Origin of the sequence: Actinomyces capricornis, from assembly GCF_019974135.1 — a bacterium.
Classification (GTDB): Bacteria; Actinomycetota; Actinomycetes; order Actinomycetales; family Actinomycetaceae; genus Actinomyces; species Actinomyces capricornis.
In genome coordinates this window covers 554,167-568,364 of sequence record NZ_AP025017.1, presented here as the reverse complement: position 1 = coordinate 568,364, position 14,198 = coordinate 554,167, and the positions used below count along the sequence as shown (strand labels likewise).

The 14,198-nt window shown below is 73.6% G+C and carries 13 protein-coding genes; 2 read left to right on the top strand and 11 right to left on the bottom strand.

Annotation, left to right across the window (positions count from 1 at the left end; translation table 11 throughout):
- Positions 1-45: 45 nt before the first annotated feature.
- From MANAM107_RS02290 to MANAM107_RS02265, 6 genes are all read right to left on the bottom strand, one after another.
- Positions 46-408 carry a hypothetical protein gene (locus tag MANAM107_RS02290; RefSeq protein WP_223910585.1) on the bottom strand — a complete coding sequence of 121 codons (363 nt, stop codon included), beginning with the start codon at positions 406-408 and terminating at the stop codon, positions 46-48.
- 428 nt (positions 409-836) lie between these two features.
- Entirely contained in the window at positions 837-1,277 is a 441-nt protein-coding gene (locus MANAM107_RS02285; protein ID WP_223913215.1) for a hypothetical protein, read from the bottom strand.
- Positions 1,278-1,654: 377 nt separating this feature from the next.
- The gene (locus tag MANAM107_RS02280) at positions 1,655-2,509 is read right to left on the bottom strand and encodes an aldo/keto reductase (protein ID WP_223910582.1); all 855 of its coding nucleotides are present in this window, start codon (positions 2,507-2,509) and stop codon (positions 1,655-1,657) included.
- Between the two features lie 134 nt (positions 2,510-2,643).
- Positions 2,644-3,666: a zinc-dependent alcohol dehydrogenase family protein gene (locus tag MANAM107_RS02275; protein ID WP_223912760.1), complete on the bottom strand. Its 1,023-nt coding sequence runs from the start codon at positions 3,664-3,666 to the stop codon at positions 2,644-2,646.
- A gap of 276 nt (positions 3,667-3,942) precedes the next feature.
- On the bottom strand, positions 3,943-4,791 hold the full coding sequence (locus MANAM107_RS02270; protein ID WP_223910579.1) for an ABC transporter ATP-binding protein: 849 nt from the start codon (positions 4,789-4,791) through the stop codon (positions 3,943-3,945).
- Positions 4,792-4,826: 35 nt separating this feature from the next.
- Complete coding sequence (locus tag MANAM107_RS02265) at positions 4,827-5,894, bottom strand: ABC transporter substrate-binding protein (RefSeq protein WP_223910576.1); 1,068 nt, start codon at positions 5,892-5,894, stop codon at positions 4,827-4,829.
- A 170-nt stretch (positions 5,895-6,064) separates the two neighbouring features.
- On the opposite strand from MANAM107_RS02265, the gene MANAM107_RS02260 reads away from it, so the two are divergent.
- Together MANAM107_RS02260 and MANAM107_RS02255 are read left to right on the top strand one after the other, a co-directional pair.
- A complete protein-coding gene (locus MANAM107_RS02260) occupies positions 6,065-7,048 on the top strand; it encodes a FecCD family ABC transporter permease (RefSeq protein ID WP_223910573.1) in 984 nt (327 codons plus the stop codon).
- 254 nt (positions 7,049-7,302) lie between these two features.
- Positions 7,303-8,337, top strand: a complete 1,035-nt coding sequence (locus MANAM107_RS02255; protein ID WP_223912758.1) for a FecCD family ABC transporter permease — start codon at positions 7,303-7,305, stop codon at positions 8,335-8,337.
- On the opposite strand, the gene moeB is transcribed toward MANAM107_RS02255, so the two are convergent.
- The 5 genes from moeB to narJ are packed head-to-tail and all read right to left on the bottom strand — an operon-like array spanning position 8,294 to position 14,197.
- Positions 8,294-9,532 carry a molybdopterin-synthase adenylyltransferase MoeB gene (moeB, locus tag MANAM107_RS02250; RefSeq protein ID WP_223910570.1) on the bottom strand — a complete coding sequence of 413 codons (1,239 nt, stop codon included), beginning with the start codon at positions 9,530-9,532 and terminating at the stop codon, positions 8,294-8,296. The two genes, MANAM107_RS02255 and moeB, sit on opposite strands and share 44 nt — an antisense overlap.
- The gene (locus tag MANAM107_RS02245; protein ID WP_223910567.1) at positions 9,529-11,676 is read right to left on the bottom strand and encodes an ATP-binding cassette domain-containing protein; all 2,148 of its coding nucleotides are present in this window, start codon (positions 11,674-11,676) and stop codon (positions 9,529-9,531) included. Before MANAM107_RS02245 ends, moeB begins: the two co-directional genes overlap by 4 nt.
- Positions 11,673-12,626, bottom strand: a complete 954-nt coding sequence (gene modA / locus MANAM107_RS02240) for a molybdate ABC transporter substrate-binding protein (protein WP_223910564.1) — start codon at positions 12,624-12,626, stop codon at positions 11,673-11,675. Before modA ends, MANAM107_RS02245 begins: the two co-directional genes overlap by 4 nt.
- Before the next feature lie 57 nt (positions 12,627-12,683).
- A complete protein-coding gene (gene narI, locus MANAM107_RS02235) occupies positions 12,684-13,472 on the bottom strand; it encodes a respiratory nitrate reductase subunit gamma (RefSeq protein WP_223910560.1) in 789 nt (262 codons plus the stop codon).
- Positions 13,469-14,197 (bottom strand): nitrate reductase molybdenum cofactor assembly chaperone, encoded by a 729-nt coding sequence (gene narJ, locus MANAM107_RS02230; protein WP_223910558.1) that lies wholly within the window; start codon positions 14,195-14,197, stop codon positions 13,469-13,471. The genes narI and narJ overlap by 4 nt, the downstream gene beginning before the upstream one ends.
- Position 14,198: the final 1 nt, after the last annotated feature.

Here is a 14,198-nt window from a genome sequence, read left to right as displayed (position 1 = left end):
GCCTGCATCCCTCAGCATCGCCCTGCGGACGGGCTCACGGGCTGCTCAGCCGTCGTGGGAGTGGTCATCGCCCGGCTCGTGACTGTGGTCGTCGCCGTGATCGTGCGAGTGGTCGTCAGAGCCGTCACCCTGGTCGTGGGTGTGATCGTCGTTCGACTCGTGACTGTGGTCGTCGCCCGGCTCGTGGGTGTGGTCGTCGTCGTGGTCGTCACTGTCATCGGTCATCGCACCCGAGGGCTGGGCGCTCTCATCGGTCATGGCACCACCAGTGGCCTGCTCGGTGGCCTTCTCGGTCGGCGGGGCCGGGGTGGTGGCGCCGTCCCCGGCCTGGGAGCCTCCACAGGCGGCCAGGGCAAGGGCGGCGGTCAGGGCGAGGACGGAGCTGAAAAGAGGGCGGCGAATCCGCATGTCTCTCCTTCGGTGCAGGGAAGTGGTATGCCGGAGCCCCCGGGCGGGATCACCCGAGGACTCCGCACTCTACGGGTGATGAGCACCAGATCCAAGGGGGCTCCCCCGGCATCGTGCGATATCCGTCAGCATCCGCGTCGCGGCGGCGAAGGCGCGGGCGCCGGTCTGAATACGACATCGCCATCCCATCATCCGATATCCGATGATCTTGGGGTGACGGAGGGTGGGCGCACGCACTCCCTTACTGCTGCCCCGGCAGGCATGGACAGAAGACGAGGTCGGGGTGTGCCATGCGATGGTCGCACGGCGCACCCCGACCCGGTGCTGCCGAATTGGTAACGCCCCTGATGCGGGGCCGCCTCACGGCGCATGCGGCGATGGCGTGCCTCGCCGGGATGGAGCGGCAGGATCTGCCGCCCCCACAGGCCTCAGCCGAGTCCGCCACCATTCTCAGGGGCCTGGCTGGCGCCGTCGCCGGCGCCGCCGCCCTGACCCTCACCAGTGCCGCCCTGGTCGCCGCCGGCGCCGCCGTCCTGGCCTCCGCCCAGGCCGCCGCTGTCACCGCCGGGGGCCATGGTGGCCTCGCCACCGGCTCCACCGCTGCCGTCCTGCCCCTGGTCACCGCCCAGGCCGCTGTCGCCGCCGGGGGCCATGGTGGAGTCTCCGCCGGTGCCGCCCGGCTCGTCGGTCATGGCGCCGCCCGCGCCACCGGAGGAGGGCTTGGTGGAGGCGTCGTCCTTCATCGAGGTCTGGGCGGGGGCGGGTGTGGTGGCGTTGTCCGTGGAGTTGCCGGAGCCGCTGCATGCGGCCAATCCGAGCGCCGCGACCGCGGCGAGGGCAGTTCCGATCAAAGTACGCTGGATACGCATGTCTCTCCTTCAGGTGTAGGAACTGGTGGTCACTGCGTATGTCGCGTTTTCACCGTACCGGACATAAAGGTATGCGGAACTGACTTCGCCTAGAGCGTGTTCCCCATGTCGCCTTGAATGAAAGACACTCCCGGCGGGACTGGAAAGGGCCTGAAAAAAGATGTCCGCTGGCTGATCGTTGACGGAATGTTCGGTGTTGAATAACGGTGTCGCTGGCCCGCATCCCCAGGCCTGGCCCGATTCACAATGCGCCGGGGAGAACTGGGCCGGCGCTGAGGATTCTCGCCGCCCGTCGGAGTGCACGGACCGATATGGGGTCCAGGAGGGCGGGCAGGAGCGTAGGCCAGTGGCGAGGCGCCGGATCGCCCGGGCTGCGCTCAGGACGGGACCGTGAACGGGTAGTCGGCCGGGTCGTAGTCCTGCTCGGGGAAGCCCGGCCACCCGATGCAGTGCCCGGTGTCCAGGGCCGCCAGGTGCTCCAGCTCCGCGGCGCTGAGCTCGATATCGGCCGCCGCCAGGTTCTCCACCATGCGATCGCGGTTGACCGTCTTGGGGATGGTGATGACGCCGGTACGCACCTGGAAGGCCAGGGCCACCTGGGCGGGCGTGGCCCCATGGGCCTGGGCGACCTCGGCCAGGACCGGGTCGGTCAGGATGCCGCGGCGCCCCTGGCCCAGCGGGCCCCAGGCCTCCAGGCGGATGCCGTGGCGCTCCAGGGCCGGCATGAGCCGGCGCTGCTGGTAGACCACGCTGGTCTCCACCTGGTTGACGGCGGGCAGGATCCGCGCGCCCCCAATGATCTCCTCCAGGTCCTGGCCGTAGAAGTTGGACAGCCCGATCGCGCGGACCCGACCGGCCTCGACCGCCTCCTCCAGGGCGCGCCACGTGCCCGGGCCGTCCTCCTGCGGCCAGTGGATGAGCATGAGATCGATGCGCCCCAGGTCCAGGGCCGCCACGGAGTCCATGATGGCCCTGCGGCTCTCCTCGTACCCGGAGGTCATGATCTTGGTGGTGATGAACAGGTCCTCGCGCGCCAGGCCCTGGGACAGGGCCGCTCTCACCGCCTGCCCCACCTGCGCCTCATTGCGGTAGTACTGGGCGGTGTCGATGAGCCGGTAGCCCACCTCGATGGCCTCGCGCACCACGCGATCGGTGATGGCCGGCGGGGTCTGGTAGACCCCGAAGCCCAGGGCCGGGATGGTCGTGCCGCTGTTGAGGGCGATGTGATCCATGCTTGCTCGTCTCTCCTCGTTGAGTGCCTCGCCGGCGCCCCGGCGGACGGGCCGGGGCGCCACTGCAGAGACTATCGCGCCGGCCCGGAGCCGGAGGGGCCGGGCCGGCGCGATCGGGCGGGATCGGGCCGGCCTCAGGGGCGCAGGAGCACCTTGATGGCGCGGCGCTCGTCCATGGCCTTGTAGCCCTCGGGCGCCTCCTCCAGGGGGAGGCGCTGGGTGAAGACCCTGCCGGGGTTGATACGCCCCTCCAGGATGCGCTCGATGAGGTCGGGCAGGAAGCGGCGCACCGGCGCGGGGCCGCCGAGCATGGTGACCTCGGCGCGGAAGAGCACGTCGCCGGGCAGGGACACCCCGTGGGCCACGCCCACGTAGCCCACATGGCCGCCGGGGCGGCACGCGGCGATCGCCTGGAGCATCGACTCCTGGGTGCCCACGGCCTCCACCACTCCGTGCGCCCCGTAGCCGCCGGTCAGCTCCTTGACCCGCGCGGCGCCCTCCTCGCCGCGCTCGGCGACGATGACATCAGCCCCGAACTCGCGGGCCAGGGCGGCGCGGTCCTCATGGCGGGAGAAGGCGATGACCCGCTCGGCTCCCAGCGCCTTGGCGGCGAGCACCGCGCACAGCCCCACGGCGCCGTCGCCCACCACGGCGATGGTCCTGCCGGGCGCGGCCCCGGCGGCCACGGCCCCGAACCAGCCGGTGCCCAGCACATCGGAGGCGGTCAGGAGGGAGGCGATGACATCCTCGTCCTCGGGCTTGCCCCCGGGCACCACCACGAGGGTGCCGTCGGCCAGTGGCACGCGCGTGTACTGGGCCTGGGTGTCGCCGATGAAGTCGCCGTTGACGCAGCGCGACTGGAACCCGCTCCGGCAGATCTCGCAGGTGTTGTCGCTCAGGCAGAAGGAGCCGACGACGAAGTCGCCGGGCGCGACCGTGGTGACCTCGTCGCCGACCTCGACGACGGTGCCCACGTACTCGTGCCCCATGGCCCGGGGCCCGGCGAGCTCGTCCACGCCGCGGTAGGGCCACAGGTCCGAGCCGCAGATGCAGGCGGCCTCGACCTTGATGACCGCGTCGGTGGGCTCGATGATGCGCGGGACCTCGCGGTCCTCCACACGCACATCACCGCGGCCGTGCATGACGACGCCGCGCATCGTGGTGGGCAGGGCGGAGGGGGCGGGTGCAGTGGCAGTCGTGGTACTCACGGAGGAATCCTCACATCAGGTCTCGTTGATGCATGCGAGTGTAGGCCCGCCGCCTCGCCCCGGCTCGGGAGGGCCCGATTATTGCGCTGTGAGCCGAGGCGTGCCTCTCGCGGCCCTGGCCGCGCGCCAGGGCGCAGGTGCCCGCCCGGCATTGCCCTCGACGCAAGACGGCGCTGCTGCGCCGGCTGTGCGGCCGCCTGCCGCTGCCCGTCGCTCCCCGCGCGCTCAGGGCCGGACGCCCTGGTCCCGGTCCCGGGGCAGGGGCAGGACCATGGGGGTGCTGGTGAGGGGGTCGGGGATGACGTGGACCGGCAGGCCGAAGGCCTCCTCGACCACGGTGGTGGTGATGACCTCCCGGGGCCTGCCGTGGGAGAGGATCGCCCCCTGGTGCATTACCAGGATCCGGTCGGCGTAGCGGCAGGCCTGGTTGAGGTCGTGGAGCACGGCCACGATCGTGGTGCCCAGCTCGGCGTTCAGCTCGCGGCACAGCTCGAGGACCTCCACCTGGTGGGCCAGGTCCAGGTAGGTGGTGGGCTCATCGAGCAGGAGGATGTCGGTGCGCTGGGCCAGGGCCATGGCGATCCATACGCGCTGGCGCTGGCCCCCGGACAGTGAGGACACCGGCCTGCGCGCCAGTTCGGCCACCCCGGTGCGCTCCATAGCCGTCTGGACGGCCTGGCCGTCCTGGGCCGACCACTGGTGCAGGATCGACTGGTGGGGGTAGCGGCCCCGCGCCACCAGCTCGTGGACGGTGATGCCCGGTGGGGCGATGGAGGACTGGGCCAGCATCCCCACCCGGCGGGCGAAGCGCTTGGGGCGGATGCCGGAGATGTCCTGGCCATCGAGCACGACCTGGCCCGACGCCGGCGCCAGGGTGCGGCTCAGGGCCCGCAGCAGGGTGGATTTGCCGCAGGCGTTGGGCCCCACGATCATCGTCACCTGCCCGGGCGCCACGGTGAGCGAGAGGTCCTCGGTCACCGGGTGCCGGGGGTGGTAGCCCAGGGTGATCGCCCGCGTGCTGAGCACCGGGCCCGCCCCGGGGCGCGTGCCGCGCTCATCCTCCCCTGCTGCCACTGGCTCCGGTCCGTTCACCCGGGAGGCCCTGCGGGTCACTTGATGGTGGCGGAGACGGTGTCCATGACGAAGCGCGCGGCAGTGGGCCCGGCGTTGAGGTAGAAGGGGTCGTCCTCCACCTGGACCGCCTGGTTGTCGATGACTGCCGTGAGTGTGGGCCACAGCGCCATGGAGGTCAGCTCGCCGGCGTCCCCGCCCTGGACCCCGTAGAGGATCCAGTCGCCGTCGGCCTGGGTGAGCTGCTCCTGGGAGATGTCCATGGAGGTCTCGTCGGTGAAGGACTGGGACTCGGGGCGCGCCACCCCCATGTCCGCCAGTACGGACCCGGCGAAGGAAACCGTCCCGAAGATGCGGGTGCGGTCCCCGTTCTTGCGCAGCAGCGAGACCGTGGCGGAGGAGCCCAGGCGCTGGCCGGCCGCGGCGGCGTCGGTGTGGAAGGTCTCCAGCCAGGTCTTGGCGGTGTCGGGCTTGCCCAGGGCATCGGCCACCAGCAGGAAGTCCTGCTTCCAGTACTGGCCGGTGCCCTGGGTGGCCACGGTCGGTGCGATCTGGGTCAGGGTGGTGTAAAGGGCCTCGGCGTCCTTGCCGGAGATGTTCATCAGGATGAGGTCGGGCGCCAGGCTGCCGATGGTCTCGGTGTCGGGCTTGCTGCGGGTGCCGATGCTGGTGATCCTGCCCAGGTCCGCGGCATGGTCGGGGAAGGCCGTGGTCAGGTAGTCGGGCACGGTGCCCGCGCCGTCGCCGGAGGCGGCGCCCACGGGGACCACGCCCAGGGTCAGGGCGGCGTCGAGCTGGCCGGTGGCGATGATGACGACCTTGGAGGGTGTGGCCTCGATGACGGTCTCGCCCTGGAAGTGGGCGACAGTGCGCGGGAAGACGCCGTCGGCCTGGCCTGATCCCATGCCCTCGGGCACGGTGGTGGGCACCAGGGTGGAGGCCGCGCCCGGGGCAGGTGCGCCGGAGGGGCCCGCAGTGGACGGGGCTCCGGGGCCCGCTGAGGCGCCGGATGAGGAGGGGGACGATGAGGAGCAGGCCGCCAGGGCGGAGGCTGCGGCGCTCAGGCTCGCCAGGGACAGGGCGGTGCGACGGCTGTAACGAGTCATAAGCTAAGGGTTACCTCACTAGCGGGGTAATATTCAAGGCACTGCTCATATTTTCTTGCGAGAGGGGAGTCCCGGACTGTGATGACCCCGTGACGACGACTCGGCGATCCCGCCCACCGCGCCCGGCGCACCGGCCGGTCGCGCCCCCGGTCATCCGGCCCAGGGCCCTGATGGCGATCGCGCTGTGCCTAGGAGCGCTGTGCACCCTGCTCCTGGTCAGCCTGGCCGTGGGCTCGCGTGATCTGAGCCCGAGTGAGGTCTGGTCGGGCCTGATCGGCCGTGGTGCGGCCCGGCCGACGGTGGCCTCCATCATCGTCTGGGAGCTGCGCATGCCCCGTACCGCCCTGGCCCTGGCGGCGGGCGCGAGCCTGGCAGTGGCCGGGGTGGTCATGCAGGCCCTGACCCGCAACCCCCTGGCCGAGCCGGGCATCCTGGGGGTCAATGCCGGTGCGGCCCTGGCCGTGGTGGCCTCCATGTCGCTGCTGGGGCTGACCACGGTCAGGGAGTACCTGTGGTTCGCCTTCGCCGGTGCTGCCGCTGCGGCGGTGCTCGTCCACATCATGGCCTCGCGCACTGGCCGGGCCGGGCCCGCCCGGCTGGTGCTGGCCGGTGTGGCCCTGGGGGCGAGCCTGGGGGCGATCACCGGAACCATCACCATGTACGACACCGATGCCTTCAGCTCCTACCGCTTCTGGGTGGTGGGCTCCCTGGAGGGCCGGGACGCGGGCCTGCTGGCCTGGGTGTGGCCCTTCCTGGCCGCCGGCATGGTCCTGGCCCTGGTCAGCGGGCACGCCCTCAACGCCCTGGCGCTGGGCGAGGAGCAGGCCACCGCCCTGGGCGCCCACCTGGGCCGGGTGCGCCTGGTGGCCCTGGCCTCCATCACCCTGCTGTGCGGGGCCTCGACGGCGGCCATCGGCCCCATCTCCTTCGTCGGCCTGGTGGTGCCGCATGCGCTGCGCCTGGCCCTGGGAGCCGACCAGCGCCTGCTCCTGGGCGCCTGCCTCATCGCCGGGCCGGTCCTGCTGCTCGTGGCCGATATCATCGGCAGGCTGGTGATACGGCCCGATGAGATGGAGGCGGGCGTGGTCGCCGCCTTCGTGGGCGGGCCGGTGCTGCTGCTCATGGTGCTGCGCCCCCAGGGGGAGGCGGCATGACGGGGCCGGTCGCGCCTGGATCGCCCCAGGTCTGGTCACGGCGGCCGGCTCATCGGTCGCTGGTGGGAGTCCTCAGGCCCTCCTCGTCGCGAGCCCCGCGGGATCCGTCCTCCTGGCCGCCCCTGCCCGCGGCGGCCCCCGCCTCCGGTAGGGCACCCGGTGCCCGCGACGGCGGGGGATCACAGCCCCCTCGCCGCGCACCTGGCGTATCAGGCAGGAGCAGTCGCCCCGGAGCCGGGCCGCCGGCCAGCGCGCTGCGGGTGGCCCTGCCCGCGGCAGGCAGCCTCCTGCTGCACCGCCGCGGCCTCCAGGTCAGTGCGCTCCTGCTGACCGCGGCCCTGGTGGTAGCGCTCATTGCCCTGCTGACGGGCGCCTACCGGCTCACCACGGCCGAGGCGGTGGGGGTGCTGCGCGGTGGCGGCAGCGAGCTCGACCGCTTCATCGTGCTGGACCAGCGCCTGCCCCGGATCGTGGCGGCCCTCCTGGTGGGCTCGATGCTGGCCGTCTCCGGGGCGGTCTTCCAGAGCCTGTCGCGAAACCCGCTGGGCAGCCCCGATATCGTGGGATTCACCACCGGGGCCAGCACTGGTGGGCTGGTGGTCATCCTCCTGAGCGCGGCCTCGACCACGACCGCTATCGCCGCGGGGGCCACGGTCGGGGGCCTGGCCACTGCCGTGCTCGTGGTGGCGGTGGCCCAACGGCGCAGCGGTGGGGAGCCGGGGGAGTCGTTGGTGCTGGCGGGGGTGGCGCTCTCGGAGATGCTGTCCGCCTTCAACGACTACCTCATCTCGCGGGCCACCATTGAGAGCGCCGAGGCGGCCAAGGCCTGGCAGTTCGGCTCCCTCAACGCGATCTCCTGGGATCAGGTCCGCCCCCTGATGGTCGGGGCCGGTCTGCTGCTGCCGCTCATGGCCGTGCTGTGCCGCCCGGCAGGGGCCCTGGAGATGGGGGACGACGCCGCGGCGGCCCTGGGAGTGGGCGTGGGCCGGGCCCGCGGCGCGCTTGTGGGCTATGGGGTGGTGCTGGCCTCGGTATGCGTGGCGGTGGCCGGGCCGATCGGCTTCCTGGCGCTGGCCGCGCCCCAACTGGCCAGGCGCGTGAGCCGCTCGGCGGGGGTGCCCCTGGGCGCCTCGGCCGCCATGGGCTGCCTCATCCTCATGGTCGCCGACCTCATCGCCGCCCGCCTGCTCAGCCCCTTCCAGATCCCGGTGGGGCTGGTCAGCGCCGGCTGCGGGGGCCTGTACCTCATGTGGCTGCTGGGCCTGCGCGGCCCCCGGGAGGAGGGCTGAGCCCCACGGCACCGTCCTGGGCCCACGCCCGCATCCCGCCGTGCAGGCTGAGCAGGGCCCCGCGGTAGCCCGCCCGCCGCAGGGCCTGGATGGCCCGCAGGGACCGCCTCCCCGAGGCGCAGACGACGACGGTGCACCGGAGCGCATCCAGCTCGCCGGCGCGCCCGGGCACCTCGCCCAGGGGGATATGGACGACGCCGGGCATCGGCTCCAGGGCCGCCTCGACCTCCTCGCGCACATCCAGCAGCGCCGGGGGGTCCTCGCCGGCCAGGGCCGCCCGCAGCTCGGCGGCACTGATCTCCTCCCCGGCCTCCGGGCCGGTGCCCCGGCCGCCGGCCGGGCCCGGCGGGGCGCAGGGCCCGGCCTCCTGGGCCAGCGCGGTGATCGTGGGCTGCGGGCCGCAGGAGGCGCAGCGGGGGTTGCGATCCACCCGGATCTCCCGGAGGTGGGCGCCCCAGGCGTCGAGCAGGTGGAGGCGGCCGATGAGCGGGCGCGCCCCGCCCACGATGAGCTTGAGGGCCTCGGTGGCTTGCATGGTCCCGATGATGCCCGGCAGGACCCCCAGGACCCCGGCCTCGGCGCAGGAGGGCACCGCGCCCGCCGGCGGGGGAGCCGGGTGCAGGCAGCGGTAGCAGGGGCCCCGGCGCGCATCGAAGACGCCCACCTGGCCATGCAGGCCCAGGACCGCCCCATGGATGAGGGGCAGGCCCAGCATCACGGTGGCATCGGACAGCAGGTAGCGGGTGGGGAAGTTGTCGGTCCCATCGATAACCAGGTCCCAGCCGCGCAGGACCCCCATGGCATTGCCCGCGGTCAGCCGCAGCTGCTGGGGGCGGACCTCGATATCCGGGTTGAGGGCGAGCACCGCCTGCGCCGCCGAGTCGGCCTTGGGCGTCCCCACCCGGGCGGTGGTGTGGATGACCTGGCGCTGCAGATTGGACAGGTCCACGACGTCGTCGTCCACGATCCCCAGGCGGCCCACGCCCGCGGCCGCCAGGTAGAGGGCCGCCGGCGCGCCCAGGCCGCCGGCGCCCACGATGAGGACGCGCGCGGCCCGGATGCGCTGCTGGCCCACCAGGCCCACCGGGGGGACCAGGGCGTTGCGGTGGTAGCGGGCCAGCTCCTGGCGGGTCAGGGGCTCCAGGCGCTCATCACTGATGAGCGAGGGGATCGTGGGCCAGTCCTGCCGGCTCATCGGTCCCCCGCCTCATCGCGGCCCCGCCCTCCCGGGCGGTTCGGGTGATCCTGGCGGCCCTGCCGGCCCCGATGGCCGAGCCGGTCCTGGCCGTCCGGGTCGTCCTGGCCGCCCGGGTCGCGGCGGGGGCGCAGTGGCAGGATGCGCACCTCCACGGCCTTGACCACCGCGTGCAGGGCCATGCCGGCCTCGATGCCCAGGCAGGCCACCGCCCCCGCCGTCACCGTGGCCCGCAGGGCATGGCCGGCCCCGATCCTGAGCTCGACCACCACCAGCGCCCCGGCCCGCTCCATACCGACCACCCGGCCCTCCAGGACATTGCGGGGACTGCCCTGGGGCGCCTCGCGGTAGAGCGCCACGGCATCGGGCGGGATGAGGGCCATCCCGGGCCGGCCGGGCAGGAGCCCCCCGTCTCCCGGCGCATCCTCCGGCACGGGGCGCCCGTGGATGACCAGGCCCCCGCCGATCTCCACCGCCGGGGCCCGGCGGGTGCCGCTGAGGACCCCCGGCAGCACGGTGGCCCCCACCAGCCTGGCCATGAACTCCGAGCTCGGGCCGCTGAGCAGCTCGGCGGCCGAGCCGCGCTCCACCACACGCCCGCGCTCCAGGACGACGGCGTCGTCGGCCAGGGCCGCCACATCCAGGACGTCATGGGTGACCAGGACGACGGTCAGGCCCTCCTCCTGGGCGCGCCGGGCCACCAGGCGGCGCATCTCCTGGCGGGAGGGGGCGTCCAGGGCCGCCATCGGCTCATCGAGCACCAGGGCGCCGGGGCCGGTGGCCAGTGCGCGGGCCAGGGCCACCCGCGCCGCCTGGCCCCCCGAGAGCTCATGGCCCCGGCGCTGGGCCAGGTGGCCGGCCCCCACGGCCGCCAGCTCGGCCAGGGCGCGGCGGTGGGCGCGGGATCGCGACAGGCCGCGGCAGCGCGGGCCGAAGGCCACGTTGTCCAGCACCGACATATGGGTGAAGACCCCCGGGGCCTGGCTGAGCAGCGCCACATCCCGGCGCCCGGCCGCCACGAAGGCCCCCGGGCCGTCCAGGATCCTGCCTCCCAGCCGCACCGTGCCGCCGCGGGCATCCAGCAGGCCCGCAGCCACCGCGCAGAGCGTGGACTTGCCCGATCCGTTGGGGCCCAGCAGGGCGGTGATCCGTCCCGCCCCGGCCACCAGCTCGGCCGAGACCCCCCGCTCGGGCAGGACGCAGGAGATCTCGAGCTCCTGGCCGCGCCGGGCGCCGGCCGCATGCCGGGCCCCGAGGGCGGCGGCAGGGCCGCCGTCACCGGGCGCGCCGGGGGAGCCTGCAGCGCCGGCCGGCTCCGTGGAGCCGGCAGACCCCGCCGCCGGGACCCCGGCGCGGCCCAGCAGCCGGTCCCAGTGCAGGGTCGTGGCCCCCACGATGAGGAAGGACGCCGCGATGAGGACCACCGCCAGGGCCAGGGAGGTGGGGGTGTCGTTCTCCCGCTCCAGGTAGATGGCCAGGGGAAGGGTGCGGGTCACCCCCTCCTTGGAGCCGGCGAAGGCGATCGTCGCCCCGAACTCCCCCAGACTGCGCCCCAGCGCCAGAGCGGTGCCCCGCGCCAGGGCCGGGGCCACCAGCGGCAGGGTCACCCAGGCCAGCACCCTCCAGGGGCCGGCCCCCAGGGTGCGGGCGATTGCCTCGGCCGTGGTCTCGCGGCTGCGCAGCGCCGCCTCCAGCGTCACCACCAGGAAGGGCATGGACACGAAGACCTGGGCCACCACCACGGCCGCGGTGGAGAAGGCGATGCCGACCCCCCAGGCCTCCAGCTGCTGGCCCAGCAGGCCGCGACGGCCCAGGGTCGCCAGCAGCGCGATCCCCGCCACCACCGGGGGCATCGTCATGGGCAGCACCGCCAGGACGCGGCTCACCCTCACCCCCGGCCACTGGCGCGCCAGCACCAGGGCCAGCGGAGTGCCCAGCACCACGCTGATGGCTGTGGAGGCCGCGGTGGTGCGCAGGGAGAGCCACAGGGCCGCCCGCGCCGAGGGCGAGGACAGCAGCCCCGGCAGCTCGCCCCAGGCCACCCGCGAGCCCAGGCCCACCAGGGGCAGGACGACGGCGCAGGCGCCCAGGGCGGCCAGAGCCACCACCGCGACCGGCAGGGGCGATCGTGCGGCCCGCCTCACTCAGCGCTCTCCTGGGCTCCCGGCTCGGGGGAGGACTCGGCGCTGTCCCTGGTGGTCGCCGGCGATCCCGTCGCCGTGGGCGAGCCGGTGGCCGCCGGGGAGCCGGGGGCGGTGGGCGTGGCGCTCGCGGATTGGGGCGCGCCGCCGGGGGCGCCGAAGCCGTCGTCGGCCAGGACCAGCTGGCCCGTGCGCCCCAGGACGGTCTCGACGAAGAGCTGGGCGGCCTGCGGGTTGGCGGGCGCGGCGGTGGTGGCGATGGGGTAGTGGTTGACCACGCCGCCGTCGGGGATGCTGATCTCCTCCACCCCGGTGGCCGCCGCGGCGTCGGTGGTGTAGACGATGCCGGCCTGGGCCTCGCCGGACTCGACCTTGCCCCGCACGTCGGTCACCTTCTGCTCCTGCGAGACCGGGTCGAGGGTGATGCCCAGGGCCGTGGCGAGCCTGCCGGTGGCCTCCCCGCAGGGCACCTCGGGGGCGCAGATGACCAGGTCGGCGCCCTCCAGGGAGGAGTCCAGCCCGGTGACCCTGGCGGGATTGCCCTGCGGGACGATGAGGGTGAGCACATTGGTGGCGAACTCCTGGGGCTCGCCCACCAGGGACTGGGAGACCGCCTTGTCCATGGTGGTGGTGTTGGCGGTGGCCAGGACATCAGCCGTGGCGCCATTGGCCAGGGAGGCCACCAGGTCCTGGGAGCCCTGGAAGTCGAAGGTGATGGTCAGGCCCGGGTGCTGCTGCTCGATGGCCTCGCCGATCTCCTCGAAGCTGGCCTGGAGCGAGGCGGCCGCCAGGACGGTCAGCTCCCCGGAGACCTCCTGGGAGGTGCCCGACGGCGGCGCGGAGGGCGAGGCGGTGGGGCCGGCGCCCGTCCCGGCCTGGCCGGAGCAGGCGGCCAGGCTCAGGGCAGCGAGCAGGCCGGTGGCGGTCAGAGCGGCACGGCGGGTCAGGCTCATGAAGGCATCCTATGGTCGGGGAGGGGCGGGAGAGGAAGGTGGCCCAACGGTGGGGCCTCAGGCCCCGTGGGAGGCGGCGACGTCGTCGGCCCCCTGGTTGCCGGTGCCCTGGGTGCGCACCGGCTCCCAGCCGCGGGGCGTGGAGGAGGTGGAGATCGAGGCCTCCCGGGAGCGGTAGACCACGTAGGGCCGGGTCATGTAGCCCACCGGGGCGGAGACGGCGTGGACCAGGCGGGTGAAGGGCCAGATGGCCAGCAGCAGGAAGCCGGCGACGACATGCAGCTTGAAGGACAGGGGTACCTGGGCCATGAGCCCGGGCTCGGGCTGGAAGGACAGCACCGAGCGCAGCCACGGGCTGATGGTCTCCCGGTAGTCGTAGCCGTGGGAGTCCATGAGCTGGTGGGAGACCGTGGCGAAGGTGCCCAGCAGCAGCGGCACGGCCAGGAAGCAGTACATGACGATGTCGTTGCGGCTGGTGGCCAGGCGCACCGATTTGACCACCACCCTGCGGTAGATGAGCCCGGCCATCCCCGCGATCGTCATGAGGGCCGCCAGTGTCCCCAGGTAGGTGGCGCCCAGGTGGTACATGTGCTGGGTCACCCCCACCGCCCGGGTCCAGGACTTGGGCACCATGAGGCCCACCAGGTGGCCCGCGGCCACCATGAGGAAGCCCAGGTGGAACACGGGTGAGGCCAGGCGCAGGATGCGCGACTCCTGCCACTGGGTGGAGCGCGAGGTCCACCCGAACTGGTCGGTGCGCCAGCGCCAGGCCATGCCCACGGCCAGCAGGAGCAGGCAGGTGTAGGGCAGGGCCACCCACAGGAGGTTCTGCTCGATCGGGCTCATGACAGGACCTCCTGGGTCAGGGGCTGCTCCAGCGGGCTGATGACCGGGTGCTTGACGGGCATGGTCGGGAAGGGCAGGGTGTCGGTGACCCCCACCGTCTCGGTGGGCGGGCCCGCGGCCACCAGGGCCCTCATGCGCGCCGCGGTGGCCGGGTCGATGGCCGGCAGGGTCATGGAGACCGCCTCGATGAGCAGCCCGTAGGGCGAGCCGATATCGGCCAGGGCGCTGCGCAGCACCTCGATGCCCTCCCGGTGGCAGGACAGCAGGGCCTGGGCGACCTCGTCATCGCTGCGGGCCGAGAGCTCCAGGACCACCGGCAGGTAGTCGGGCAGCTCATCGCGGGTCATCTCATAGCCCGCGGCGGCCAGGGCCTGCTTGAAGGCCAGGATAGCGGCGCCGCGGTGGCGGGTATCGCCCACCGCGTAGTAGGTCAGGTAGAGGCAGCACCGGCGACGGCGGTCGAAGGTCTCCACATAGTGCTCGGCCAGCGCCCGCTCGCCGCAGCGGTGGGCCCGGGCCACGAAGTCCTCCAGGAGCCCGGCCACCTGCGGGGGCAGGTCGGCCGCGGCGGCGGACACGGCCTCCAGGCGGGGGGCCAGGCGCCCCTCCTGCGGGTAGTCCAGCAGCAGGGAGGCCGCCATGTGCACGGTGGCGCGCTGCTGGGGGCCCAGCTCCACCGGGGCCGGGGGCTCCAGGGCCCGGGGGGCGCGCACGAAGGAGGCCATC

Coding starts and splice junctions, on each gene's coding strand:
- MANAM107_RS02280 (WP_223910582.1), bottom strand. CDS start 2,509: ATGGATCACATCGCCCTCAACAGCGGCACGACCATCCCGGCCCTGGGC.
- narI (WP_223910560.1), bottom strand. CDS start 13,472: ATGAGCCCGATCGAGCAGAACCTCCTGTGGGTGGCCCTGCCCTACACC.
- MANAM107_RS02275 (WP_223912760.1), bottom strand. CDS start 3,666: ATGCGCGGCGTCGTCATGCACGGCCGCGGTGATGTGCGTGTGGAGGAC.
- MANAM107_RS02285 (WP_223913215.1), bottom strand. CDS start 1,277: ATGCGTATCCAGCGTACTTTGATCGGAACTGCCCTCGCCGCGGTCGCG.
- MANAM107_RS02265 (WP_223910576.1), bottom strand. CDS start 5,894: ATGACTCGTTACAGCCGTCGCACCGCCCTGTCCCTGGCGAGCCTGAGC.
- MANAM107_RS02260 (WP_223910573.1), top strand. CDS start 6,065: ATGGCGATCGCGCTGTGCCTAGGAGCGCTGTGCACCCTGCTCCTGGTC.
- modA (WP_223910564.1), bottom strand. CDS start 12,626: ATGAGCCTGACCCGCCGTGCCGCTCTGACCGCCACCGGCCTGCTCGCT.
- MANAM107_RS02290 (WP_223910585.1), bottom strand. CDS start 408: ATGCGGATTCGCCGCCCTCTTTTCAGCTCCGTCCTCGCCCTGACCGCC.
- narJ (WP_223910558.1), bottom strand. CDS start 14,197: ATGGCCTCCTTCGTGCGCGCCCCCCGGGCCCTGGAGCCCCCGGCCCCG.
- moeB (WP_223910570.1), bottom strand. CDS start 9,532: ATGAGCCGGCAGGACTGGCCCACGATCCCCTCGCTCATCAGTGATGAG.